Here is a 24,041-nt window from a genome sequence, read left to right on the forward strand (position 1 = left end):
GACTGGCGGCAACAAGATGTGCCGGAGCCGATTATGCGGGGCCGGTCCCCTCGCGGGCAGTCCGGGTATGCCTCAAGTCGGGGACGGCGGCGGGGCGGCGGGCGTGGCCGCCGGTGCGGCCGGGGCGACCGCGCGGCGCTGCTCCGCCGTGTCCATCTGCATCTCGTAGCTGAAGAAGCGGTTCCGGCCGGTGGACTTGGCGTTGTAGAGCGCGTCGTCGGCGCGGATGATCAGGCCCTCGGCGCTGGTGCTCTCGTCGGGCAGGCAGGTCGTGATCCCGCCCGAGAGCGTGATCGTGGCGCCGGTCGGCGAATCCGGATGCGGGATCGCCGCGAGCTCCACCGTGCGCATCAGCGCGCGGGCATAGGTCATCGCGCCGGAGCGCGGCGTGTTGGGCAGGACCAGCGCGAACTCCTCGCCGCCGTAGCGCCCGGCGCAGTCGCTCGGGCGGCGGCAGGTTTCCTTGAGCAGCCGGCCGATGCGGCGCAGGCATTCGTCGCCGGCGACGTGGCCGGCCGCGTCGTTGTAGCGCTTGAAGTGGTCGACGTCGCAGAGCATCAGCGTCAGCGGCTTGCCGTCGCGGCGGGCCAGGTCCAGCTCCTGCTGCAGCCGCGCGTCCAGCGCGCGGCGGTTCATCAGGCCGGTCAGCGCATCCACGCTGGAGAGCTCCTCCAGCTGCGCGTTGGCGGCGCGCAGTTCCTCGGACATCTGCACCAGCCGCGACCGCATCTGCGCCAGGCGGTGCATCGCGCGCAGCTTGGCGTGCAGGATCATCGCGGACGCCGGCTTGACGAGGTAGTCGTCGCCGCCGGCCTCGATGCCCTTCCAGACGTCCTCGTCCTGGTTGAACTGGGACAGGAAGATGATCGGCGTCCAGCCGCCGGGTTCGGCGGCGCGCATCTCGCGGCAGGTCCAGTAGCCGTCGTGGCCCGGCATCTCGATGTCCAGCAGCACCAGGTCGGGACGGTAGCGGCGGAACAGCTCCAGCGCCCATTTGGCGCTGTCGGCTTCCAGCACGCGGTGGCCGGCCCGGTCCAGTTCCGCCGTCAGCGCCACGCGGGTGGCGTTCTGGTCGTCGACGATCAGGATGGTCAGCGGGGTGGGCGCGGTAGGCATCGCATGCATGCGGTCATTCTGCCGCGATGCCCGCGTTCCTGAAACGACCAGGGCCGCGCGAGGCGGCCCTGAGTCGGGGGATCAAGTTTCCGCGCGTGCGGCAAATGACCGGTTTGGGGGAGGGGGATTACAGGCCCGCCGCCGCCCGCAGCGCCTTCGCCTTGTCCGTGCGTTCCCAGGTGAACTCCGGCTCTTCACGGCCGAAGTGGCCGTAGGCCGCGGTCTTGCCGTAGATCGGACGCAGCAGGTCCAGCATCTGGATGATGCCCTTGGGACGCAGGTCGAAGTGCTCGTTGACCAGCGCGGCGATCTGCTCGTCGGGCAGGACGCCGGTGCCTTCGGTGTAGACCGTGACGTTCATCGGACGCGCGACGCCGATCGCGTACGCGACCTGGATCTGGCACTGCTTGGCCAGGCCGGCGGCGACGATGTTCTTCGCCACGTAGCGGGCGGCGTAGGCGGCCGAGCGGTCCACCTTGGTCGGATCCTTGCCCGAGAACGCGCCGCCGCCGTGCGGGCAGGCGCCGCCGTAGGTGTCGACGATGATCTTGCGGCCGGTCAGGCCGCAGTCGCCCTGCGGGCCGCCGATGACGAAGCGGCCGGTCGGGTTGACCAGGTACTTCGTGTCCTGCAGCCATTCCTTGGGCAGCACCGGCTTGATGATCTCCTCGATGACGGCCTCGTAGAACTCGGGCTTCATCTTGTCGCCGAGCGACATCTCGGGCGCATGCTGCGTCGACAGCACGACCGTGTCGATGCTGTGCGGCTTGCCGTCGACGTAGCGCATCGTGACCTGGCTCTTCGCGTCCGGACGCAGGAAGGGCAGGCGGCCGTCCTTGCGCAGCTGGGCCTGGCGCTCCACGAGGCGGTGCGCGTAGTAGATCGGCGCGGGCATCAGCTCCGGCGTCTCGTCGCAGGCGTAGCCGAACATCAGGCCCTGGTCGCCGGCGCCGGTGTTCAGGTGGTCGTCGGAGGCCTGGTCGACGCCCTGGGCGATGTCGTTGCTCTGCTTGTCGTAGGCGACGAGCACGGCGCAACCCTTGTAGTCGATGCCGTACTCGGTGTTGTCGTAGCCGATGCGCTTGATCGTGTCGCGGGCGACCTGGATGTAGTCGACATGGGCGTTGGTCGTGATCTCGCCCGCCAGCACCACCAGGCCGGTGTTGCAAAGGGTCTCGGCCGCGACGCGGGAGCGCGGGTCCTGCGCCAGGATGGCGTCGAGGATGGCGTCGGAGATCTGGTCCGCCACCTTGTCGGGGTGGCCTTCGGATACGGATTCCGAGGTGAAGAGGAAATCGCTCGCCAATTTAAACTCCTGTGATTCAGTCTTCGGGCAATGCCTTCTGGCCTTGCCCTTCGGGCTTGCCTTTTGGCGTCGCCGAGACGGGAGTCAGGCGGCGAACGCTTTAGCGGGATTTATGAGTCGCCCCGCAAGTTGTCCAGATTAACTCGGCGACTGGGGCGGCATTATAGGAAAGAGGAAAGGCCCGCGAGGGCCCCTGGATGGGTGGATGGGAAAACTGGGTACCTATGCGCTGATCGCGCTCCTCTGGCTGCTTCATTGGCTGCCGCTGCGCTGGCTGGCGGCCCTCGGCTGGGGGCTCGGCGGCGTCCTGCATCGTGTGGCCGGCTCGCGCCGGCGCGTCGCGTTGCGCAACGTCGAACTGTGTTTCCCGGAGAAACCCTTGGCCGAGCGCGAAGCGCTGGTGCGGGAACACTTCGGCTGGCTGGGCCGCAGCCTGCTCGAGCGCGGGCTGCTCTGGTACGCGTCGGACCGCCGCCTGCTGAAGCTGATGCGCATCGAGGGCAACATCCAGCTCTCCGAACAGGTCGACCGCCCGGTGATGTGGCTGATGCCGCACTTCGTGGGCCTGGACTGGATCGGGCCGGCGCTGATGCTGAACCAGGCAAGACCTGGCGCCAGCATCTACCAGCGCCAGAGCAACGCGCTCTTCGACGAGGCGCTGCGCAAGGCGCGCTCGCGCTTCGGCACGACCAAGCTGGTCGACCGCCACGAGGGCGTGCGCAGCGTGCTGCGGGCGATCCGCGACGGCTACTCCTTCCTGAACCTGCCCGACATGGACTTCGGCCCGAAGGACTCGGCCTTCGTGCCGTTCTTCGGCGTGCCGGCCAACACGCTGCTGGCGCCGGCCAAGATCGCGCAGACGATGAAGATGGTGGTGCAGCCGGTGATCGTCACGATGCTGCCCAAGGGCGAGGGCATCGTGATCCATGCGCACGAGCCGCTGGAGAACTACCCGAGCGGCGACCTGGAAGCCGACGCCAACCACTTCCACCGCTGGCTCGAGGACCGGATCCGCGAGCACCCGGCCCAGTATTTCTGGGTCCACAAGCGATTCAAGACGCGACCGCCCGGCGAGGCGTCGCTGTATTCCTGATAATCCGCTCCCATGAAACTGCGCTTCACCAAGATGCAGGGCGCCGGCAACGACTTCGTCGTGCTGGACGCCACGCGCCACCCGATGCCGCTGACCAGTGACCAGCTGCGGCGCGTCGGCGACCGCCGCTTCGGCGTGGGCTGCGACCAGATCCTGGTGATCGAGGCGTCGAAGTCTCCGGACGTCGATTTCGGCTACCGCATCTTCAACTCGGACGGGTCCGAGGTGGAGCAGTGCGGCAACGGCGCGCGCTGCTTCGTGCGCTACGTCGTCGACAAGGGCCTGACCGACAAGCGGACCATCCGCGTGCAGACCATCAACGCGCTGCTGGAGCTGCGCCTGCAGGACGACGGCCGGGTCACGGTCGACATGGGCGCGCCGGTCTTCGACCTGCCGCGGATCCCGTTCGACCCGAAGGAATCGGCCCCGCGCCATGAGAACGGGTTCGAGCGCTGGCCGCTGGACCTGGGCGACGGCATCACGGCGGATGTCGCCGTGCTGTCGATGGGCAATCCGCACGCGGTGCAGCGGGTCGACGACGTCGACCAGGCGCCGGTGGGCATCGTCGGCCCGCTGGTCGAGCACCATGCATCGTTCCCCCGGCGCGTCAACGCCGGGTTCCTGCAGATCGTCAGCCGCGGCGAAGTGAAGCTGCGCGTCTTCGAGCGCGGCGCCGGCGAGACGCTGGCCTGCGGCACCGGCGCCTGCGCGGCGGTGGTGGCGGGCATCCGGCTGGGCTGGCTGGACGCCGCGGTCGAGGTGCACACGCGCGGCGGCGACCTGCGCATCGAATGGGCCGGCATGACGCCGGGAGGCCCGGGGCTGTCCGCCCCGGTCTACATGACGGGGCCGGCACAGACGGTCTTTGAAGGAGAAATCGAACTGTGAGCGGCATCGAAGGCATCACCGAACAAGACATCGCCGACTACCTGGCGAATGACCCGGCGTTCTTCGAACGTCACGCCGAACTGCTGGCCAACGTCCGGATCTCGCATCCGCACGGTCAGCGCGCGGTCTCGCTGCAGGAGCGCCAGGCGGAGCTGCTGCGCGACAAGATCCGCGGCCTGGAAAACAAGATCATCGAGATGATCCGCAACGGGCAGGAGAACGTCGCCATCGCCGACCGGCTGCACCGCTGGACGCTGGCGCTGATGCTGACGCGCGACGACCGCCAGCTGCCGGAAGTGCTGTTGCGCGAGCTGCGCCACCAGTTCCTGATCCCGCAGGCGGGCCTGCGGCTGTGGAACGTCGACGCCGGCCACGCGCTGGCGCCGTTCGCGGCCGAGGTCAACCCGGACGTGAAGACCTTCGTGGGCAGCCTGAACCAGCCGTACTGCGGCATCAATTCGGGCTTCGAAGCCGCGCGTTGGCTGGAGGACGACGTGGCCTCGCTGGCGCTGGTGCCGCTGACGACGGGCGCGCCGGCGCAGCCGTTCGGGCTGCTGGTGCTGGGCTCGCCGGATCCGACGCGCTACACGGCCGAGATGGGCACCGAGTTCCTGGCCCGTGTCGGCGAGATCGCGAGCGCCGCGCTCTCGCGCCTGCTGGACGCCGATCCGCACGCCGCCCAGGCCGCTCCCCATGTCGCTGCCCAGCCTGACTGACGAGCAGCAGCGCTACCTGGACCACCTGCGCGTGCAGCGCCGCCTGGCGGAGCGCACGCTGACGCTCTACACGGAGGCGCTGCAGCGGCTGACCGGGCTCGCCGTGGCGGAAGACCTGAACCTGCTGCGCCTGACGGCGCATCAGGCGCGGCGTTTCCTCGCGAAGCTGCACGGGGAGAAGCTCAAGCCGCGCACGCTGGCGCTGATCCTGTCCGCGTGGCGCGGCTGGTACCGCTGGCTGGGCCAGAACGGCCTCGTCGACGCGAACCCGATCGCCGACCTGCATGCGCCCAAGCAGGGCCGGCCGCTGCCGAAGGCGCTGGGCGTCGACGACGCGGTGCGGCTCGCGGAGCACCATCAGGACGCGGCCGATCCGGTCGCCGAGGCGCTGGAGCGTTGCCTGGTCGAACTGCTCTACGGCAGCGGCCTGCGCGTCTCCGAGCTGGCCGGCCTGGACCAGCGGCACCAGGCGTCCTCCGCCGGCTGGATCGTGCTCGAGGACGCCGAGGCGCAGGTCCTCGGCAAGGGCTCGAAGCGCCGTGCCGTGCCGCTGGGCGGGCCGTCGATGACGGCGCTGCGCGCGTGGATCGAGGTCCGCGGCCAATGGGCGTCGGCGGACGAACCGGCGCTGCTGGTCGGTCCGCGCGGCCACCGGCTCAGCGCCGACCAGATCCGCAAGCGTCTCAAGCAACGCGCGCTGGCGGCGGGCATGCCCACGCATGTCCATCCGCACATGCTGCGCCACTCGTTCGCGTCGCACCTGCTGCAGAGCAGCGGCGACCTGCGCGCGGTCCAGGAACTGCTGGGCCACGCCAACATCAGCACCACGCAGATCTACACCCGGCTGGACTTCCAGCACCTGGCCAAGGTCTACGACGCGGCGCATCCACGCGCCCGCAAGAAATAACCGACTGCTTCCCGATGCGCCGCCTTGACCTGACCTCTTCGCGTTTCCCTTCCCGCCCGCTGCTGCTGTGTTCCGCCCTGATGGCGGCGCAGATGCACGCGAACGCCCAGTCGGCATCGAGCGACGCGTCGGAGCGGCCGGTCATCACCGCCACCGACAGCCGGCCCGCGGCGTTCGAGCTGAACTGGTCGCCGGTCAAGATGCCCACGGGGCAGAAGACGGCGTTCCTGGGCGCGCACTACATGGTGGCGGTCAACGAGGACTGGGGCCTCGGTCCGGCCGCCTACGGCGCGGCGCAGGGCGAATATGGCGGCCTGTTCACGGTCGGTTTCAACGTGCAACGGCGCTTCCGCGTCGGGCCCAACCTGCACCTGGCCGCCAGCCTTTACGCCGGGGCGGGCGGCGGCGTGAGCTCGGACAAGGTGCGGGCCGGCGGCGGCCTGATGCTGCGCCCGGAGCTCTCCTTGCGCGGCGAGTTCGGCAACTGGTATGCGGGGGTCGGCGTCTCGCACATCACGTTCCCGAACGGCAACGGCAACATCAAGGACACCGGCGTCGCGTTCACGATCGGGCGGATGGATCGCTTCCTGAGCTTCAACCCGAGCGATTCGGGATCGCCGGGCCGCGCGGGCGACCGCACGGGCATGGGCTTCGACGAGATCGCGCTGAGCGCGGGCGCCGAGAAGCCGCGCAGCGGCAGCCGCACGCGCGGCGGCGTGCCGCTGACGGGCCGCAAGGGCAAGGCCGGCGGCGACCTGCGGCAGTACTTCGGCGACGGCTCGTCCTGGTGGGGCCTGGAGGCCTCGGGTGCCGCCTCGGGCGGACATGACGGCTACATGGAGATCCTGGCCAACGCCGGCCAGGACTGGGGCATCGGCAGCCCGCGGCTGCGGGTGGGCGGACAGTTCTCGTTCGGCCTGGGCGGCGGCGGCGACATGGACACGGGCAACGGCTGGCTGGTGCGGGTCGGTCCGACGCTGCGCTGGATCACGCCGTGGGGCCCGACGCTGCGGCTGGATGCCGGCTACATGAAGGCGCCGTGGGGGCACTACGACTCCTTCCAGGTGCGGGGTTCGCTGGCGCTGCCGCTGGAGAAGGTCTCGCGCATCCTGGACACGCCGCCGCTGGAGTCGGGGACCATCCGTGCGCAGGCGCTGTACCTGAGCATGCCCTACTTCAAGGAGTTCAAGTTCAAGGACGGCTCGAAGGACAACGTGACGGGCCTGGGCATCGGCATGACGCGCGACTTCGGCGGCCCGTGGTACGGCGTGGCGCAGGCGGGCAGCGCGGCGCTGGGCAAGGCGGGCGCGTTCTCGTACGGCATGTTCGGTCTCGGCGCGCATTCGCCGAAGTGGAACGGCGTGCGGGTCGGCGCGGAAGCGCTGGTCGGCGCGGCGGGCGGCGGCAATGTCGCGGTCGGCGGCGGCGCGGTGACGCAGGGCGAGGTGTGGGCGCAGTGGGAAGGCACCGGCCGGGACCGCCTGCGCGTGAAGGTCGGCGTGGGCCAGTGGAAGGCCCTCGGCGGCGAGAAGCAGAGCACCCCGATGGTCAGCCTGAACATCGGCTGGGCGTTCGGCACGCTGGGGCCGGCTGCGCAGCGCTGATCGCCCGTCGAGCAGGCGGCGCCCGCCTGACTCGAACGAATTATTGAGTTTTATCGGTCCAGCCGATAAATTATCGGTTTTCCGATAATTGACCGATAAAACGATGATCTCCTTCCCGCGGACCGATCTGGCCGAACAGTTGGTGCCCGCGCTGATGGGAAAATCGCTGTTCGGGGATGCGCACAACGGCTTGTTCTTGTCCGCGCCTCGTCGCACCGGCAAGTCCACATTCCTGCAGAGCGATCTGAAGCCCGCGTTGGAGGCGGCCGGCGTGGTGGTGGTCTACACCGACCTCTGGACCGACACGGGGCGCGATCCCGCCGTCGTGATCGCAGAGGCCATCGGGCGAGCGCTCCAGCCGCAGCTGGGACTGGTGGCCCGTACCGCAAAAAAGGCCGGCCTGGACAAGCTCAGCATGGCGGGGTGGCTGCAGATCGATACCAGCAAGATCGGAACGCTGGAGGGGCTGACGCTGGTCGACGCCTTGCGTGCATTGCATGAGACCGCAGGCAAGCCGGTCGCATTGATCATCGACGAGGCTCAGCACGCGCTCACCAGCGAGCGGGGTGAGGCGGCGATGACGTCCTTGAAATCGGCGCGGGATCAGTTGAACAGCCGCGACGAGGTGAATCTGATGCTGGTGATGTCCGGCTCGGACCGCGACAAGTTGATGCGACTGGTCAACTCCAATGCCGCGCCGTTTTTCGGCTCTCACGTGCAGGCGATGCCGCCGCTGGGAGCTGACTTCATCGCTTACGTCGCTTCGCTGATCGAGGCGCAGCGCCCGTCGCTGGCGCCCGTCGACCAGGATGCGCTTCGACGGGCGTTCGACGCGATCGGACATCGACCGCAGCTGTTCATGGTGGCGCTCGGCGAGATATTGAGCCCGCTGTCCGGCATTCGCGGCCGTTTTGAAGACGCCCTCCTGAACGCGTCCGCCGAGCATCAGCGCAAGGATGAGTCACAGATGGAGGCTGACTTCCTGGGGCTCAAGCCGATCGAGCAAGTCGTGTTGTGGCGGATGCTGGAGCAAGCCGGACGCTTCCGTGCGTTCGACTCCAAGGCCTTGCGCTTCTACAGCGAGTTGCTGGCGCAGCCGATCAATGCGCCCATGGTGCAGCGTGCGCTCGATTCGCTCCGGCAGCACTCGCCCGTCCTGGTGTGGAAGTCCGCGAGAGGCGAATACGCGGTGCAGGATTCGGCCATGCACAGCTGGTTCGACGAGCGTCGCCAGGCGGGGGAATGGCCGCCCGTGCCGCCGCAAGTGCGGCGTGGCGGCGACGACGACTGACCCTGCGCATCGCGGACAATCCGTCCCCATGAAATCCATCCGTCTCCGCGAAGGCAAGGAGCGCTCGCTCCTCCGCCGCCATCCCTGGGTCTTCGAGGGCTCGATCGCGAGGGGCAAGGCCGACGCCGGCGAGACCGTGCGCGTCGAAGCCTTCGACGGCGCCTTCCTCTGCTGGGCCTCGTTCAGTCCGGAGTCGCTGATCCGCGTGCGCGCGTGGAGCTTCGACGAGCAGGAGCGCATCGACGCGGCCTTCTTCGAGCGCCGCATCGCCGCGGCGCTGGCGCTGCGCGCGCGCATGCCGATCGATTCCGACGCGGTGCGCCTGATCCATGGCGAGGCCGACGGCCTGCCGGGCCTGATCGTCGACCGCTACGGCGACACGCTGAGCGCGCAGTTCCTGTCCGCCGGCACCGAACGCTGGAAGCAGACCATCGCGGACCTGCTGCTGGCGCAGACCGGCCTGACGCGCATCTACGAGCGCTCCGACGCGAACGTGCGCACGCTCGAAGGCATGGAACCCGTCACCGGCTGGCTGCGCGGCGAGGGCGGCACCGAGCTCGTCATTTCCGAGAACAGCTGGAAGCTGAGCCTGGACGTGGCCGAGGGCCACAAGACCGGCTACTACCTCGACCAGCGCGACAACCGCAGGAAGTTCGCCGAGGTCGTGAAGCACTACGGTTGCCAGTCGGTGCTGAACTGCTTCAGCTACACCGGCGGCTTCTCGGTCGCTGCGCTTGCGGGCGGCGCGACGGAGGTCATCAGCGTCGACTCGTCCGGCCCGGCGCTGGCGCGCGCCACGGCGCACGTCGCGCTCAACGGCTTCGATCCGGCGCACCACACGGCGCTGGATGCCGACGTCAACCACACGCTGCGCGACATGCTCAAGCAGGGTCGCAGCTTCGACGCGATCGTGCTGGACCCGCCGAAGTTCGCGCCGACCGCCGCACATGCGGAGCGCGCCGCGCGGGCCTACAAGGACATCAACCGCCTCGGCCTGAGGCTGCTGAAGCCGGGCGGCCTGCTGTTCACGTTCTCGTGCTCGGGCGGCGTGGGGCCGGAGCTGTTCCACAAGATCGTGGCTGGCGCCGGCATCGACGCGGGCGCGGACGGCCTGATCCTGGACCGCGTCGGCGCGACGCCGGACCACCCGCAGACGATCTACTTCCCCGAGGGCGAGTACCTCAAGGGCCTGCTGATCCTCAAGCGCTGAAGCCTGAGGCCTGCCCAGACCGCTGGCCCTCACTCCCACCCTCTCCCGCAAGCGGGAGAGGGAGCAAGAGGAGCCAGTGCTCCGAGTCGAGCCGGTCGGACTCCCTCTCCCGCTTGCGGGAGAGCAACCGTGTCAAGCGGCTTCGGCGTTTCTCCAGGGTTGGCCGGTTTTGAGGATGGCGTTGAGGATGATCAGCAGCTTGCGCATGCATGCGGTCATCGCCACCTTGAAGGGCTTGCCCGCCAGGCGCAGACGTTCGTACAACGCCTTGATGGGCCCGTTGCATCGCTTGGCCGTGAGTGCAGCCATGTACATCGCCGTGCGGATGTCCGCTCGTCCGCCCTGGATGTAGCGCTGGCCGCGCCGCTTGCCGCTGTCATCGGCAAACGGCGCCAGGCCCACCAACGCCGTCAGGCGCTTGCGGTCCAAGGTGCCCAGTTCGGGCAGGCGCCCCAGCAGCATCGTGACCGTGACTCGACCGACACCCGGCACGCTGTCCAACAGTTCGTACTTGGGCTGGTAGATCGTCGAGTCCTTCAAGCGACCGTCCAGATCCTTGTCGATCTCCTTGATCCGCTTATCCAGCCACTCGATGTGTTGCCGCACGCTCGTGCGTGCCACGTGCTTGACCGTGGACAAGCGGTTCTTCTCCTGCGCCCGCATGGTCACCAGCTGCGCTCGCCGATCCACCAGCTCGATGATCTCCTGCTGCGTCTCGCCCGGTAGCGCATACACCTGAGGACGAATGGCCTGTGCGAACCTGGCCAACACCTGAGCGTCCAGCCGGTCCGTCTTGGCAAGGACACCGGTCGCGCGGGCGAAGTCGCGCACCTTCTTGGGATTGACCACCGCCACGGCGATTCCAGCCGCGCACAGCTCACTCGCCAGCGCCGCCTCGAAGCCACCGGTGGCCTCCATCACCACCAGCGTGGGCCCCAGCTTCTTGAGCTGCGATACCAGCGCTGCTCGTCCAGACTCGTCGTTGTCCACTCGCGGCGACAACGCGCCAGACTTGTCGGCAGGCGCAGCGGGTACCTGAGCCAGGTCCAGCCACGCCTTGCAAACGTCAACACCGATGAAGATCTCTTCGCTCATGCCAGCGCCCTTCCTTGTGTTCGATACGGCCTCAATGGACCTCACAACCGTTCGGGCTGTCTGTTCATGACGAACCGAGGTCGGCCGCCACGACCCTCGCTCTCCCTCGGCATGGCGCCGAAGCGCCTACCCTGGGCTGGTCGGCCTGTGGCGGCCTGGGCGTACTTTGCTACATACAAGGGCAGGGGTGAGGGCTGCGGTCGAGGCAGGACGGAGGACGTGTCGAGGGCCTCAGCCCCGCGCCGCCGGGAGGGCCAGGCGCGGCTCGAACTTCGCGCGCTTGACGCTGAAGAAGGCCTTCACGTTGCGGACGTTGGCCTGCTGCGTGAACAGCCGCTGCACCAGCGCGTGATACGCCGGCATGTCCGGCACCTGCAGCACCAGCACAAAGTCCGGCCCCGGCGCGACGCGCCAGCACTGCTGGACCTCGGGCGCCGCGACGGCGATCGCCTCGAAGGCGTCGAGGTGCTCTGCACCTTGCCGGTCGAGCGTGATCTCGACCAGCGCCGACAGCCCCGCCCCCAGCTTCTCCGGCGACAGGATGGCGACCTGCTTCTCGATGACGCCGGTCTCGACCAGCCGCCTCACGCGACGCAGACAGGTGGCGGGCGACACGTGGGCGCGCTCGGCCAGCGCCTGGTTGGACAGCGATGCGTCCTGCTGGAGCAGGTCCAGTACCCGCAAGTCGATGGCGTCCAGAGTGATGGAATATTCCATGAAATCGATTCAGATGGAATATTCCATCAATATCAGACGGTAGTGATGAATTCTTTCATGGATTGATGAACGTTGAAAGCATCCATCTCTCCCAGATGCCTAGCATTCCGCCATTCGCAAATTCGTCCGGGCATCCGGGCAAACACACGGGAAGACACATCATGTGCGGCATCGTCGGCGCGGTCAGCCAGAAGGACATCGTTCCCATCCTCATCGAGGGCCTGAAGCGGCTCGAGTACCGCGGGTACGACTCGTGCGGGGTGGCGGTCCACCAGGACGGCCAACTGCGCCGGGCGCGAAGCACCTCGCGAGTCGCTGAACTGCAGGCGCTCGCCGCGCAGGACGGCGTGGCGGCGGGGACAGGTATTGCGCACACGCGCTGGGCGACGCACGGCGCGCCGGCGGTGCACAACGCGCATCCGCACTTCTCGCACGGCCCCGGCGCCGAGGCGCACCTGCAGCCGGGCCGCGTGGCGCTGGTCCACAACGGCATCATCGAGAACCACGATGAACTGCGCGCCGAACTGAAGTCGCGCGGCTACGTCTTCCACAGCCAGACTGACACCGAGGTCATCGCGCACCTGGTCGATTTCCACTACCACGGCGACCTGCTGGAGGCGGTGCAGACGGCGGTGGCGCAGCTGCGCGGCGCGTACGGCATCGCCGTCTTCCACAAGGACGAGCCGCACCGCGTGATCGGCGCCCGCGAGGGCTCGCCGATGGTCCTGGGCGTCGGCAAGGACGAGTACGCCGGCGCGAACTTCGTCGCCTCGGACGCGATGGCGCTGGCCGGCGTGACCGATCAGATCGTGTACCTGGAGGAGGGCGATGTCGTCGACCTGCAGCTGGGCCGCTACTGGATCAGCAACAAGGACGCGGCGACGGGCCGTTTCGTCAACGTCGAGCGCGAGGTGAAGACCGTGCACGCGCACAGCGGCGCGGCCGAGCTGGGCCCGTACCGGCACTACATGCAGAAGGAGATCTTCGAGCAGCCGGTGGCGATCGCCAACACGCTGGACGCGGTGCAGGGCATCAGCCCGGAGCTGTTCGGCGATGGCGCGTTCCGCGTGTTCAAGGAGATCGACTCGGTGCTGATCCTGGCGTGCGGGACCAGCTACTACGCGGGCTCGACGGCGAAGTACTGGCTGGAGAGCATCGCCAAGATCCCGACCAGCGTGGAGATCGCGAGCGAGTACCGCTACCGCGACAGCGTGCCGAATCCGCGCACGCTGGTGGTGACGATCAGCCAGAGCGGCGAGACGGCGGACACGCTGGCCGCGCTGAAGCATGCGCGCTCGCTGGGGATGGTGCACACGCTCACGGTGTGCAACGTGTCGACGAGCGCGATGGTGCGGGAGTGCTCGCTGGCGTACATCACGCGCGCCGGCGCGGAGATCGGCGTGGCGTCGACGAAGGCGTTCACGACGCAGCTGGTGGGCTTGTTCCTGCTCACGCTGGCGCTGGCGCAGACACGCGGGCATCTGACGGAGGAGCAGGAGCAGGAACACCTCAAGGCGCTGCGTCACCTGCCGGTGGCGGTGCAGGCCGTGCTGGCGCTGGAGCCGCAGGTGATCGCCTGGAGCGAGGAGTTCGCGCGCAAGGAGAACGCGCTGTTCCTCGGCCGCGGGCTGCATTACCCGATCGCGCTGGAAGGCGCGCTGAAGCTCAAGGAGATCAGCTACATCCACGCCGAGGCGTATCCGGCCGGTGAGCTGAAGCACGGCCCTCTGGCGCTGGTGACGGCGCAGATGCCGGTCGTGACGGTGGCGCCGAACGACACGCTGCTGGAGAAGCTCAAGAGCAACATGCAGGAAGTGCGCGCGCGCGGCGGCGAGCTGTTCGTGTTCGCCGACGGCGACACGAAGATCGACAGCGAGCCGGGCCTCCACGTCATCCGGATGCCGGAGCACTACGGCGCGCTGAGCCCGATCCTGCACACGGTGCCGCTGCAGCTGCTGGCGTATCACACGGCCTGCGCGCGCGGGACGGACGTGGACAAGCCGCGGAACCTGGCGAAGAGCGTGACGGTGGAGTGAGCCTCGAATGGGGGAGCAGTCCTGTTGATCCCCGCCATCACCGGTGACAACGTGGCCGGCATGCCACCTGCTCACTTCACGTTCTTGTCCAGGAAGGCCCTGATCACCGTGCCGATCTCGATCCCGTGCGTCTCCAGGGCCAGATGCCCGGTGTCGTAGAAGCGCACGTCGGCATCGGGGATGTCGCGTTTCCATGCCTGCGCACCGGCGGGCAGGAAGAACGGGTCATTCCTGCCCCACACCGCCAGCAGCGGCGGCTGATGCTGGCGGAAGTAGGCCTGGTATTTCGGGTACTGCGCGACGTTGGACGCGTAATCGAGCAGCAGGTCGAGCTGCACTTCCGCATTGCCCGGACGGGACACCAGCATGCTTTCCAGCGCGATCGCGTCGGGGGCGACCAGGCGTTCATCGGGAACGCCTTCCAGGTATTGCCACTTGATGGACGCCGGCGTCGGGAACTCGCGCAGCGCGTCGCGGTTCTCCTGGGTCGGTGCCTTCCAGTAGGTCTGGATGGGAGCCCAGCCCTTCCCCAGACCCTCTTCATACGCATTGCCGTTCTGCGACACGATCGCGGTCACGCGGCCCGGGTTGGCCAGCGCCATGCGCCAACCGACCGGGGCGCCGTAGTCGAACACTTGCATCGCGAAACGATCCAGCTTCAGCTGCTCGGTGAAGCGCGTCATCGTCTTCGCGAGCTGGTCGAAGGTGTAGGCGTACTGGCCACGCGGAGGCGCCTCGGTAAAGCCGAAACCGGGCAGGTCCGGGGCGATGACGTGGTACTTGTCCGCCAACATCGGGATCAGGTTCCGATACATGAAGGACGAGGCGGCGTACCCGTGCAGCAGCAACACCGCGGGGGCCTTCGGATCGCCGGCCTCCCGGAAGAACACCTTCACGTTGCCGACCTGCTCGAAGCGGTGGCGCACCTGCAGATCCGCCGCGCTCACCCCGGCGGACAGCATGGCCGCGGCGAGTCCGACTGAAGTCAATGAATGGATCGAAGTCATCGTTCAGGCTCCTTGTAACCTGTCAAAGAATGATTTCAGGTTACATGCCATGGGGTAACCGGTCAAGAAATTAATTGGCGGTTACAATGGACGGATGCAAGAGAGCTCTTCCCCTCTGCGCGACGCGCTGTTCGTGGGCGACAACCTGGCGCTCGACTTCATCAACACGCGGTATGGCGTCGGCGCTGCGCAGCGCGAATGTCTGGTGGACGACGCCAGCGTGCTCGGCTGGCTGCGGCAGGCGGGTGTGTTGCCCGACGATGTCCAGGCGCCGCCGCGGGGCTTGCTGAAGCTCGCGCTGGAATTGCGGGAGAACGCCACCGCGCTGGTGGCCGCGGCCAGGACGCCCGACGCGACCGAGGCGGGTGTCGTCAACCGCGTGCTGGAGTCGGGCCGCGCTACGCGGGAACTCCAATGGGATGCCGCCAGCCAGTCCTTCCAGATCGTGACGGCGCGTCGTCGGGACGACGCCGCCAGCCTGCTGGAGCCGGTCGCGCAGGCGCTGGTGACGCTGCTGACGGAGACGCCGCTCGAATTGGTGAAGCCCTGCGAGGCGCATGACTGCACGCTGCTGTTCTGCGACCTGACGAAGTCGCACCGCCGACGCTGGTGCAGCATGGCGGCATGCGGCAACCGGATGAAGGTGGCGGCGTTCCGGGAGCGGAAGCGGGGAGGGTAGTACGCATCGGGCGCTCTCCGAGGAAAACTCGCCCCAAGGTGATGCGTCGGCCTCGGGGACTTTCCCCGTTCAGCCGTCGGCTGGCGTCGACCGGCTCAGTCCGCGATCGAAGGCCGCCAGAATCGGGCATGGACCGCAGGAACCTTCTGCGCACTCTCTTGCCAAGGCGTTCAGCGCGCTGCGCGCCTCCTCGAGTTCGACGATCTTGACGGACAACGCAGCAATTCGCCCTTGCGCGAGCGCTAGCACGCGGGAACGATCGCCCTTCGCGTCGAGACCAATCAGTTCCTTGATCTGTTCGAGGGTGAAGCCGGCCCTTTGAGCCGACCGGATGAAACGGAGTTTGCGGACGTCGGCCTCGCCGTACCGCCGCACGACGCCGCTGCGGTTGTCGCCTGTCGGGCGCTCAGGCGTGTCCATCAAGTCTCTTCGCTGGTAGTAGCGAATCGTCTCTACGCTCACACCGGCCTCTCGCGCCAAGCCTGCAATCGTCAGTAGCGAATGCTGTTGACTCCGTACCATGGTACGGACCATAGCATGACGTCGCCGTGCCTCAGGTGCGGCTCCGCAGGCGTCAGAGCGCTCGCGGACAATCAGCGACAAGGATCTCATGGCAATGGACAAAAAGCTGACGATCAGGGCGGCAAGGCTGCTCACCCTCGCACTCATCCCCCTTCTTGCGAGCATGCACTCGGCGCGAGCGCAGACAGAGGAGCCGGAGCTTGTCACCCGTCTTCGCGGCTATGACGAGGCGCTCCTCAACGCCGTGCACCGGGGAGATCGTGCCACCTGGGAGCGCATGACGACGTCCGACTTTTCCTATATCGAGTCTGGTCAGATCGCGCACAGACGCGACATTTTGGAGGCGCTCAAGGAAGACGGAAAGAAGCCTCTGGCGATCAAAACGTATGGCGTTCATCGCGTCGGAGACACCGCCATCGTCATTTTCGAAGCTGAAGTCCAGAAGCAGGCGGCCTACGCATCGTCACGGTCAGCTGGCCGATTCGTGATGACCGAGACTTGGCAGAAGATCGACGGCGCCTGGAAATTGAGGCTGGTCCATACCGAACCAGTTCGAACGAATCCGCCGGCTGTCACTCTCGCGCAGTCGCAGCTCGACGAACTCGCAGGCACGTACCGATCGAATGCCGACAGGGTCGTGATTCGAAGAGAGGGACAGCACCTCGTGCTCGTCCGCTCGGACAACGAGCTCATCGAGTTGCAACCCGAGACTCGAGATGTCTTCTTCACGCCGGGAGACATGCGGATGCGGCGAGTCTTCCAGCGGGATCCCGCTTCAGACCGGGTGACAGGCTTCATCGGGCGAATGGAGAGCAGTGACACGCTCTTCGTTCGAGACTGAGCGCTGTTGCTGGTTCATAGACACCTTGTAAGGCGCACTGCGTGCTTCGCGAAACATCCTCGCAGTGGCGCTTCGAAGATCCATGCGAAGAAGTCGCGCCGGGTTGAGCTTCCGGCACAAGCACGGTACGGCCAGAAGTGCTGGCGTGCCGAGCGCCACGGGCTGCACCCCAGCTCGTCAGGCCTTTTCCACTGGGGTTCGCGAAAGAATTTTTTCTGCGGCTGTAACCCCAGCGCTCACTCCACCGAATAGAAGGCTGCGGAACGCGCAGAAGCGCTCCGCTTCATCAACCTGAACCTTCTTTCGGAGTGCCCCCATGATCAGCAAGACCCAATCCGCCGCCCTGGCCGCTGCCGCCGCCATGTTCGCCCTGTCCGTCCAGGCGGCGCCCGCCCCCAGGGCAGCAGCGGCCTGGCCGTCGCCGCCAGCGACAAGGTGCACTGCTACGGCGTGCACGAGTGCAAGGGCAACGCGGACTGCAAGACCACCGAGAACGCCTGCAAGGGCCAGAACGAGTGCAAGGGCCACAGCTTCAAGGGCATGAGCGCGGCGTCCTGCCTGAGCGCCGGCGGCACGATCGGCGACTTGGCGGCGAAGAAGTAAGTCCATGAGGCCCGGTCCCGCATCGTGCGCCGCGCAGCCGAGCCCGGGCTTCGGCCTGGGGCTGCGCAGCACGCACTATCGAGCGTTCATCGAGCGTCCGCAACCGGTCGACTGGCTGGAAGTGATCTCGGAGAACTACCTCGTGCCAGGCGGCAAGCCCCTCGCCATGCTGGACACCATCCGGGCGAATTACCCGATGGTGATGCACGGCGTGTCGATGAACCTCGGCGCGGTCGGGGGCCTGGATGCGGACTACCTCCGGCAGTTGGCGGCGCTGGCGCGTCGCGTCGAGCCGCTTTGGATCTCCGACCACCTGTGCTGGACCGGCGCCCATGGTCGCAACCTGCACGACCTGCTGCCCCTGCCCTACACGGAAGAGGCCTTGCAGGTGGTGGTGCGCAACATCGGCCAGGCGCAGGACGCGCTCGGCCGCAGGCTGGTGATCGAGAACGTCTCCAGTTATCTCGACTACGAGGACTCGAGCCTCAGCGAGGCGCAGTTCGTGGCCGAGGTTGCGCGACGTGCCGACTGTCTGCTGCTGGTGGACGTGAACAACATCCATGTGAGCGCCGTGAACCACGGATTCGATGCGCTCGCCTACCTCGATGCATTGCCCGCTGGGCGCGTGCAGCAGATCCACGTCGCCGGCCACAGCGACCACGGCGACCATCTGATCGACACGCACGATCAGCCGGTGGCCGAGCCGGTCTGGCGCTTGTATGCCGAGGCGCTCCGGCGATTCGGCCCGGTGGCGACGATGATCGAACGGGACGACCACATTCCGCCGCTGGCGGAACTGCTGGTGGAGCTCGATCAGGCGCGCGTGATCACCGAGGCCACCTGGCCGAGCGACGCCGGAAGGAAGGCCGCATGAGCGCCCTCCCGCACCCGCATCGACTCCTGGACCTGCAGCAATCGCTCCAGGACTTCCTGGTCGGGCAACCCAGCACGATCGACACGCAACTGCGCCGTGGCCCCGGCATCGCGGTGGATCGACGCCTGTCCATCTACCACCATGCCTATCGTGCGCGGCTGCACGAGACGCTGGTCGACAGCTACGGGCACACGCGGCGGTATCTCGGCGACGACTGGTTCGAGCGCGAGGCGCTGGCCTTCGTCGAGACCCATGGGTCGTATCACTTCAGCCTGCGCTGGTATGGCGCGGACTTTGCCCATTGGCTGTCGCAACGATGGCCGGACGACGGGGAGATCGCCGAGCTGGCCGCGCTGGACTGGGCGCTGCGAAGTGCCTTCGACGCCGCCGATGCACAGGTGTTGACGATGGCCGATCTGGCGTCGCTCGCGCCGGAGGCATGGGCCGACCTGCGGCTCGAGTTACCGCCGAGTTACGCGCGCCTGAAGCAGTCCTTCAACACGCTGGCGCTGTGGCAGGCGCTCGACAACGACGAGACGCCGCCAGCCGCGCTGCCGCTAGCGAAGCCGGTGGCGCTGCTGATCTGGCGCCGCGGCCACTCCCCCATTTCAGAAGTCTGGGCCCGCTCGAATCGCAGGCGCTGGATGCATTGGCATCAGGCCGCACGTTCTCCGAAACCTGTGCGAACCTGTCCGAGGCGCAGCCCGAACTGAATGTCGCCGAGGAGATGGGCATGCTGCTCCGCCGCTGGGTGGACGAGGAACTGCTCGTGCGTTGAGCAGCGCCCACGGTCGACACACCACGCTGAAGTGACGACGGTGTGAATGAAGCGAGGGCCTCGCGCGATGCGAGGCCCTTTTCCATTGGGGGACGGGGCCGGTCCTCAGGGTTAGCCCGCGATCCTTCCGTCAGAGGTAAAGGTCGCAACAGCAGGTTGATTGATCGTGCCGGGGGCGGCTTTGACACTCCGCTCGCATACCGCCACCCATGGCGGACCTGGAGACAAGCATGACCCTGACTCGACGCCAGTTGATGGGTGCCGCCGCCGGCACCGCCGCAGCCGTCTGGCTGCCTACCGCCCACGCTCAAGCGAGCGCGCTCAAGATCTCCCACCAGTTCCCCAGCGGCACGCTGACCGAAGGCGATTTCCGCGACCGCCTGTGCCGGCGTTTCGCCGCCGAGGTGGAAAAGCGCTCGGGCGGCGCGCTCAAGGCCGCCGTCTACCCGGGCTCGTCGCTGATGAAGACCAACGCCCAGTTCTCGGCCATGCGCAAGGGCGCGCTGGACATGAGTCTGGTGCCGCTGTCCTACGCCGGCGGCGAGGTCGCCGAGACCAATGCCGGTCTGATGCCGGCGCTGGTGCCCAGCTACGAGCAGGGCGCGGCCTGGAAGACGGCGGAGGTCGGCAAGCTGCTGTCCAAGGTGCTGGACGACAAGGGCGTGATGATCGTCAGCTGGGTCTGGCAGGCGGGCGGCGTGGCCAGCCGCGCGCGGCCGATGGTGACGCCGGACGATGCCAAGGGCCTGAAGGTGCGCGGCGGCAGCCGCGAGATGGACATGATGCTGAAGCAGGCCGGCGCGTCGGTCATCACGCTGCCGTCCAACGAGATCTACGCGGCCATGCAGACCGGCGCGATGGACGCCGCGATGACCTCGTCCACCAGCTTCATCTCCTTCAAGCTGGAGGAGATCGCCAAGCACCTGACCTCGGGCCGCGAGCGCACCTACTGGTTCATGCTGGAGCCGCTGATGATCTCCAAGGAGGTCTTCAACAAGCTGCCCAAGGCGCAGCAGGACATCGTCATGGGCGTTGGGGCCGAGATGGAGGTCTTCGCCCGCGACGCGGCCAAGGCCGACGACAAGGCGGCCGCCGCGATCTACGCGAAGGCCGGCGCCAAGGTCTACGACATGGACGAGGCGACGCTGAAGAAGTGGCAGGCCATCGCGCGCGACACCGCGTGGAAGGACTTCTCCGAGAAGAACGAGTCCTGCGCGGCCATCCTGAAGGCCGCCCAGAAGCTGCTGTGAGATCGCGATGAGCCACGGCTTTGAACTGAAGCCGGCGGTCGCCGGCATCGACCCCGACACGCCTGCGGTGTTGCTGCCGCTCGCGCGGCTGCTGCACCTCATCAACCAGGGCGTTGTCGTGCTGGGCATGCTGGCGCTGCTGGTGGCGTCGTGCGTGCTGACCTACAGCGTCGTCTCGCGCTACGTGATGAAGGCATCCACGGACTGGCAAGACGAGGCGGCGGTCTTCTGCCTCGTCGGCGCGACCTTCCTCTGCGGCGCCTTCGTCCAGTCCTTGCGCGGGCACGTCGGCATCGAGGCCATGGCCGGTCTGCTGCCGCGCTCGCTCAACCGTCTGCGCCTGGCGCTGGTGGACCTGCTGTGCACGGCCTTCTGCGCCTTCTTCGCGTGGAAGTCCTGGACGCTGTTCCACGAGGCCTGGGTCGAGGGGCAGACGACCTCGTCGTCCTGGGCACCGCCGCTGTGGATCCCCTACGGACTGATGGCCCTGGGCATGACGCTGCTGAGCCTGCAGCTGCTCGTTCAGCTGACGGCCCGCATCAACGGGCTCTTCAAGAAAAACAACTCGGCAAACAATTCGGGAGTGGGCGCATGAGCATGCTCGTCCTCGGCTCACTGTTCGGCATCGTCACGCTGCTCTTCATGTTCTCGGGCGCGCCGATCGCGTTCGCGCTCGGCAGCGTCGCGGTGCTGTTCATGGCCCTCTTCATGCCGGCGTCCGCGCTGGACACGGTCACGCAGAACGTCTACGAGGAGATGGCCAGCATCACGCTGCTCTCCATCCCGCTCTTCATCCTGAAGGGGGCGGCCATCGGCAAGTCCCGGGCGGGGCAGGACCTGTACGCGGCGATGCACGTCTGGATGGGGCGCATCCCCGGCGGGCTGGGCATCGCCAACGTCTTCGCCTGCGCGCTGTTCGCGGCCATGGCCGGCTCCAGCCCGGCCACCTGCTCGGCCATCGGCAGCGCCGGCATCCCGGAAATGCGCAAGCGTGGCTATTCGCCCGGTTTCGCGGCCGGCATCATCGCGGCCGGCGGGACCTTGGGCATCCTGCTGCCGCCGTCGATCACGATGATCCTGTACGCGGTGGCCGCCGAGCAGTCGCTGGGGCGGTTGTTCCTCGCCGGCATCGCGCCGGGCATCTTGCTGGTGGTGCTGTTCGCCGTCTACGCGGCGCTGCGCTACCGCAAGGAATACGCGCTGGCCGAGGCCGAGTACAAGCGCACGGGCGCCGCCTCCGCGCTGCTGTCGAAGGAAACCTTCACCACGCGTCAGAAGTTCGAGATGCTGCCGCGCGTCGTGCCATTCGTGCTGCTGCTGATCGGCGTGATGGTGGCGCTGTACGGCGGCTTCGCGACGCCGTCGGAGACGGCGGGTCTCGGCGCGCTGCTGGCGCTGGCGCTCATCGCCGGCATCTATGGCGTGTGGCGGCCGAAGGACGTGGCGCCCATCCTCACGTCGACCTTGAAGGAGTCGACCATGCTGATGTTCATCATCGGCATGTCGCTGCTGTTCTCGTACGTGATGAGCTACCTGCACATCAGCCAGGCGGTGGCGGAGTGGATCGTCGGCATGCACCTGTCCAAGTGGGTGCTGCTGGCGGCCGTGCTGCTGATGGTCATCTTGCTGGGCTTCTTCCTGCCGCCGGTCAGCATCATCCTGATGACCGCGCCCATCATCCTGCCGCCGCTGAAGGCGGCGGGTTCGACCTGATCTGGTTCGGGATCCTGATGACGATCGTGATGGAGACGGGGCTGATTCACCCGCCGGTGGGGTTGAACATCTTCGTGATCAAGAACATCGCGCCGGACATCGACCTGCGGGACATCATCTGGGGCGTGCTGCCGTTCGTCGTCCTCATGCTGCTGGCGGTGCTGCTGATCTGCATCTTCCCGGGGATCGCCACCGGGCTGCCCGATCTGGTCATGGGGCCGGTGGCGGCCGCGCATTGAGCGAGTGTGAGCGCCGGGAACATCTCCTGGCGCTTCAAGGAAGACGACGGCGTCCGTCGTCTTCCGCTAGGTCCTCGCGGCCGACTCCTGCTGGTCGCGGATCAACGCGCCGAGACGGCGCATGGCCCGTGAGAGTTCCGGGCTCCACGGCAAGCCGCAGCTGAGACGGACATGGTCCGTGTAGTCGCCGAAGCTGGAGAAGTGACGGCCGGGCGTGATGCCGATCCCTTCGGCCATGGCGACCTCGGCCAGCCGCGATCCGTCCGCGCCGGCGGGCAACTGGACCCAGAGCGACAAACCGCCGCGCGGATCGCCGCTGCAGGTGCCGTCGGGCCAATGCCGGAAGATCGCGTCGCGCAGGCGCTCGGCGTTCTCGGCGATCGCGCGTCTCAAGCGCCTGAAGTGCCGCTCCTGCTGGTGCCGGCCTAGGTAGTCGATCAACGCGAGCTGCGGCAGTGACGCGTTGCCATAGGTGGAGAAATACTTGGCGCGGATCAGCGCCTCCGTCCAGGCGCCGCCCAGCAGCCAGCCGACGCGCAATCCCGGCGCCAGCGATTTCGAGAACGAGCCGCAGGTGATGACCCGGTCGTCGCTGCCCCATCGCCGGAGCGGGAACGGGCGGCTGTTGTCCCAGGCGAGGTCGCCGTAGATGTCGTCCTCGATCACGACGGTCGAATGCCGCGCGCAGAGCGCTAGCAGCGCCTGCTTGGCGGCGTCGTCGGCGCGACGGCCGATCGGGTTGGAGAAGTTGGGCACCAGGATGGCCGCCTTGACCTGGTGGGCGCTCAACAAGGCTTCCAGTCGCTTCAGGTCGAAGGAATCGCCGTTCGGTCGGGGAAGCTCGACGACGGTCAACCCCAGGGCGGCCACGGCCTGCAGCACGCCCTGGAACGTCGGCGTCTCCACCATCACGACGTCGCCGGCCCGGGTGAGCGTGCGCAGCGCGAGGCTGATGGCCTCCATCGTGCCGGCCGTGATGATCACCTCGTCAGGATCGATCGTGACCGACATCTCGGCATAGCGATGGGCGATCAGGCGTCGCAGTTCGGCATGCCCTTGGGCGGGCGCGTAGTCGAGCGCCGTCGAGCGCTCGTTCCTCAGGCGGCGGCTGACGGCGGCGCTCAGCGCGGCTTCGGGCAGCAGCGATGGCGCCGGCCGTGCGTCATGCAGCGGGATCAGCGCGGGACCCTCGCGAACGGCCTGCAGCGTCAGCAGCTCCGCGTTCTGCATGGAGCGGGGCTTGCGCATCCGCGGCGCCTTCGCGTTGGCCGACGGACCCACGGCGCGCACGAAGAATCCGGAGCGCATGCGGGCGTGGATCAGGCCTTCGCGCTCCAGCATCAGGCAGGCCTGGACGGCGGTGGCCGTGCTCACGGCATGCGTGCGGGACAGCTGCCGGATCGACGGAATGCGCTCACCTGGCGCGAGCGCGCCAAGCTGGATCTGCTGCCTCAGCGACTGCGCGATGGATTCATACAAGAGGACGCGGCTCATTCACGGCTGCCTGGATCTGTATTGGTTTCGATGAATGGTATCTGCGTCTGTACAGGTCGTGA

General features: G+C 67.5%; 22 protein-coding genes and 1 pseudogene. 16 read left to right on the forward strand and 7 right to left on the reverse strand.

The window, feature by feature from the left end; translation table 11 throughout:
- Positions 1-72: 72 nt before the first annotated feature.
- Both ACQ859_RS05615 and metK read right to left on the reverse strand, forming a co-directional pair.
- Positions 73-1,125 (reverse strand): GGDEF domain-containing response regulator, encoded by a 1,053-nt coding sequence (locus ACQ859_RS05615; protein WP_431264930.1) that lies wholly within the window; start codon positions 1,123-1,125, stop codon positions 73-75.
- Positions 1,126-1,243: 118 nt separating this feature from the next.
- Positions 1,244-2,422: a methionine adenosyltransferase gene (metK, locus tag ACQ859_RS05620; protein WP_331613785.1), complete on the reverse strand. Its 1,179-nt coding sequence runs from the start codon at positions 2,420-2,422 to the stop codon at positions 1,244-1,246.
- A gap of 205 nt (positions 2,423-2,627) precedes the next feature.
- Between metK and ACQ859_RS05625 the strand changes: the two genes are divergently transcribed.
- The 7 genes from ACQ859_RS05625 to ACQ859_RS05655 all read left to right on the forward strand — a co-directional run bounded on the left by ACQ859_RS05625 (position 2,628) and on the right by ACQ859_RS05655 (position 10,131).
- Positions 2,628-3,515 carry a lipid A biosynthesis acyltransferase gene (locus tag ACQ859_RS05625; protein WP_431264931.1) on the forward strand — a complete coding sequence of 296 codons (888 nt, stop codon included), beginning with the start codon at positions 2,628-2,630 and terminating at the stop codon, positions 3,513-3,515.
- Between the two features lie 12 nt (positions 3,516-3,527).
- Entirely contained in the window at positions 3,528-4,403 is an 876-nt protein-coding gene (gene dapF / locus ACQ859_RS05630; RefSeq protein ID WP_431264932.1) for a diaminopimelate epimerase, read from the forward strand.
- Positions 4,400-5,119 (forward strand): DUF484 family protein, encoded by a 720-nt coding sequence (locus ACQ859_RS05635; RefSeq protein WP_431259430.1) that lies wholly within the window; start codon positions 4,400-4,402, stop codon positions 5,117-5,119. Before dapF ends, ACQ859_RS05635 begins: the two co-directional genes overlap by 4 nt.
- Positions 5,097-6,026, forward strand: coding sequence for a tyrosine recombinase XerC (locus ACQ859_RS05640; RefSeq protein ID WP_431264933.1), 930 nt, complete (start codon positions 5,097-5,099; stop codon positions 6,024-6,026). Before ACQ859_RS05635 ends, ACQ859_RS05640 begins: the two co-directional genes overlap by 23 nt.
- Before the next feature lie 14 nt (positions 6,027-6,040).
- Positions 6,041-7,630: a hypothetical protein gene (locus tag ACQ859_RS05645; RefSeq protein ID WP_431264934.1), complete on the forward strand. Its 1,590-nt coding sequence runs from the start codon at positions 6,041-6,043 to the stop codon at positions 7,628-7,630.
- A gap of 103 nt (positions 7,631-7,733) precedes the next feature.
- Positions 7,734-8,921: an AAA family ATPase gene (locus tag ACQ859_RS05650; protein ID WP_431264935.1), complete on the forward strand. Its 1,188-nt coding sequence runs from the start codon at positions 7,734-7,736 to the stop codon at positions 8,919-8,921.
- 28 nt (positions 8,922-8,949) lie between these two features.
- Positions 8,950-10,131, forward strand: coding sequence for a class I SAM-dependent rRNA methyltransferase (locus ACQ859_RS05655; RefSeq protein WP_431264936.1), 1,182 nt, complete (start codon positions 8,950-8,952; stop codon positions 10,129-10,131).
- A 132-nt stretch (positions 10,132-10,263) separates the two neighbouring features.
- Here the strand turns inward: ACQ859_RS05655 and ACQ859_RS05660 are convergent, their stop codons facing one another.
- Together ACQ859_RS05660 and ACQ859_RS05665 are read right to left on the reverse strand one after the other, a co-directional pair.
- A complete protein-coding gene (locus ACQ859_RS05660; protein ID WP_431263498.1) occupies positions 10,264-11,226 on the reverse strand; it encodes an IS110 family transposase in 963 nt (320 codons plus the stop codon).
- Positions 11,227-11,457: 231 nt separating this feature from the next.
- The gene (locus ACQ859_RS05665) at positions 11,458-11,943 is read right to left on the reverse strand and encodes an Lrp/AsnC family transcriptional regulator (RefSeq protein WP_431264937.1); all 486 of its coding nucleotides are present in this window, start codon (positions 11,941-11,943) and stop codon (positions 11,458-11,460) included.
- Positions 11,944-12,104: 161 nt separating this feature from the next.
- Here ACQ859_RS05665 and glmS point away from each other — a divergent pair, with 161 nt between their 5' ends.
- Positions 12,105-13,979: a glutamine--fructose-6-phosphate transaminase (isomerizing) gene (gene glmS, locus ACQ859_RS05670; RefSeq protein ID WP_431264938.1), complete on the forward strand. Its 1,875-nt coding sequence runs from the start codon at positions 12,105-12,107 to the stop codon at positions 13,977-13,979.
- A 71-nt stretch (positions 13,980-14,050) separates the two neighbouring features.
- Here the strand turns inward: glmS and ACQ859_RS05675 are convergent, their stop codons facing one another.
- Positions 14,051-14,941, reverse strand: a complete 891-nt coding sequence (locus tag ACQ859_RS05675; RefSeq protein WP_431266470.1) for an alpha/beta fold hydrolase — start codon at positions 14,939-14,941, stop codon at positions 14,051-14,053.
- 139 nt (positions 14,942-15,080) lie between these two features.
- Here ACQ859_RS05675 and ACQ859_RS05680 point away from each other — a divergent pair, with 139 nt between their 5' ends.
- On the forward strand, positions 15,081-15,665 hold the full coding sequence (locus ACQ859_RS05680; protein WP_431264939.1) for a CGNR zinc finger domain-containing protein: 585 nt from the start codon (positions 15,081-15,083) through the stop codon (positions 15,663-15,665).
- Positions 15,666-15,734: 69 nt separating this feature from the next.
- Here the strand turns inward: ACQ859_RS05680 and ACQ859_RS05685 are convergent, their stop codons facing one another.
- Positions 15,735-16,352 (reverse strand): MerR family transcriptional regulator, encoded by a 618-nt coding sequence (locus ACQ859_RS05685; protein ID WP_431264940.1) that lies wholly within the window; start codon positions 16,350-16,352, stop codon positions 15,735-15,737.
- Between ACQ859_RS05685 and ACQ859_RS05690 the strand changes: the two genes are divergently transcribed.
- From ACQ859_RS05690 to ACQ859_RS05720, 7 genes and pseudogenes are all read left to right on the forward strand, one after another.
- Positions 16,282-17,028, forward strand: coding sequence for a nuclear transport factor 2 family protein (locus tag ACQ859_RS05690; protein WP_431264941.1), 747 nt, complete (start codon positions 16,282-16,284; stop codon positions 17,026-17,028). The two genes, ACQ859_RS05685 and ACQ859_RS05690, sit on opposite strands and share 71 nt — an antisense overlap.
- Positions 17,029-17,463: 435 nt before the next feature.
- A complete protein-coding gene (gene bufA2, locus ACQ859_RS05695) occupies positions 17,464-17,631 on the forward strand; it encodes a BufA2 family periplasmic bufferin-type metallophore (RefSeq protein ID WP_431264942.1) in 168 nt (55 codons plus the stop codon).
- 4 nt (positions 17,632-17,635) lie between these two features.
- Positions 17,636-18,505 carry an MNIO family bufferin maturase gene (gene bufB, locus ACQ859_RS05700; RefSeq protein ID WP_431264943.1) on the forward strand — a complete coding sequence of 290 codons (870 nt, stop codon included), beginning with the start codon at positions 17,636-17,638 and terminating at the stop codon, positions 18,503-18,505.
- Complete coding sequence (locus ACQ859_RS05705; RefSeq protein WP_431264944.1) at positions 18,502-19,218, forward strand: HvfC/BufC family peptide modification chaperone; 717 nt, start codon at positions 18,502-18,504, stop codon at positions 19,216-19,218. The genes bufB and ACQ859_RS05705 overlap by 4 nt, the downstream gene beginning before the upstream one ends.
- A gap of 295 nt (positions 19,219-19,513) precedes the next feature.
- Positions 19,514-20,533, forward strand: a complete 1,020-nt coding sequence (gene dctP, locus ACQ859_RS05710; RefSeq protein WP_431264945.1) for a TRAP transporter substrate-binding protein DctP — start codon at positions 19,514-19,516, stop codon at positions 20,531-20,533.
- A 7-nt stretch (positions 20,534-20,540) separates the two neighbouring features.
- Positions 20,541-21,128, forward strand: a complete 588-nt coding sequence (locus tag ACQ859_RS05715; RefSeq protein ID WP_431264946.1) for a TRAP transporter small permease — start codon at positions 20,541-20,543, stop codon at positions 21,126-21,128.
- Positions 21,125-22,485 (forward strand): annotated as a pseudogene (locus tag ACQ859_RS05720) (TRAP transporter large permease). Before ACQ859_RS05715 ends, ACQ859_RS05720 begins: the two are co-directional and overlap by 4 nt.
- Positions 22,486-22,551: 66 nt before the next feature.
- On the opposite strand, the gene ACQ859_RS05725 reads toward ACQ859_RS05720, so the two are convergent.
- Positions 22,552-23,979 carry a PLP-dependent aminotransferase family protein gene (locus ACQ859_RS05725; RefSeq protein WP_431264947.1) on the reverse strand — a complete coding sequence of 476 codons (1,428 nt, stop codon included), beginning with the start codon at positions 23,977-23,979 and terminating at the stop codon, positions 22,552-22,554.
- Positions 23,980-24,041 lie beyond the last annotated feature (62 nt).

The organism is Roseateles chitinivorans, from assembly GCF_050632235.1.
GTDB classification, from domain to species: Bacteria; Pseudomonadota; Gammaproteobacteria; order Burkholderiales; family Burkholderiaceae_C; genus Roseateles; species Roseateles chitinivorans_A.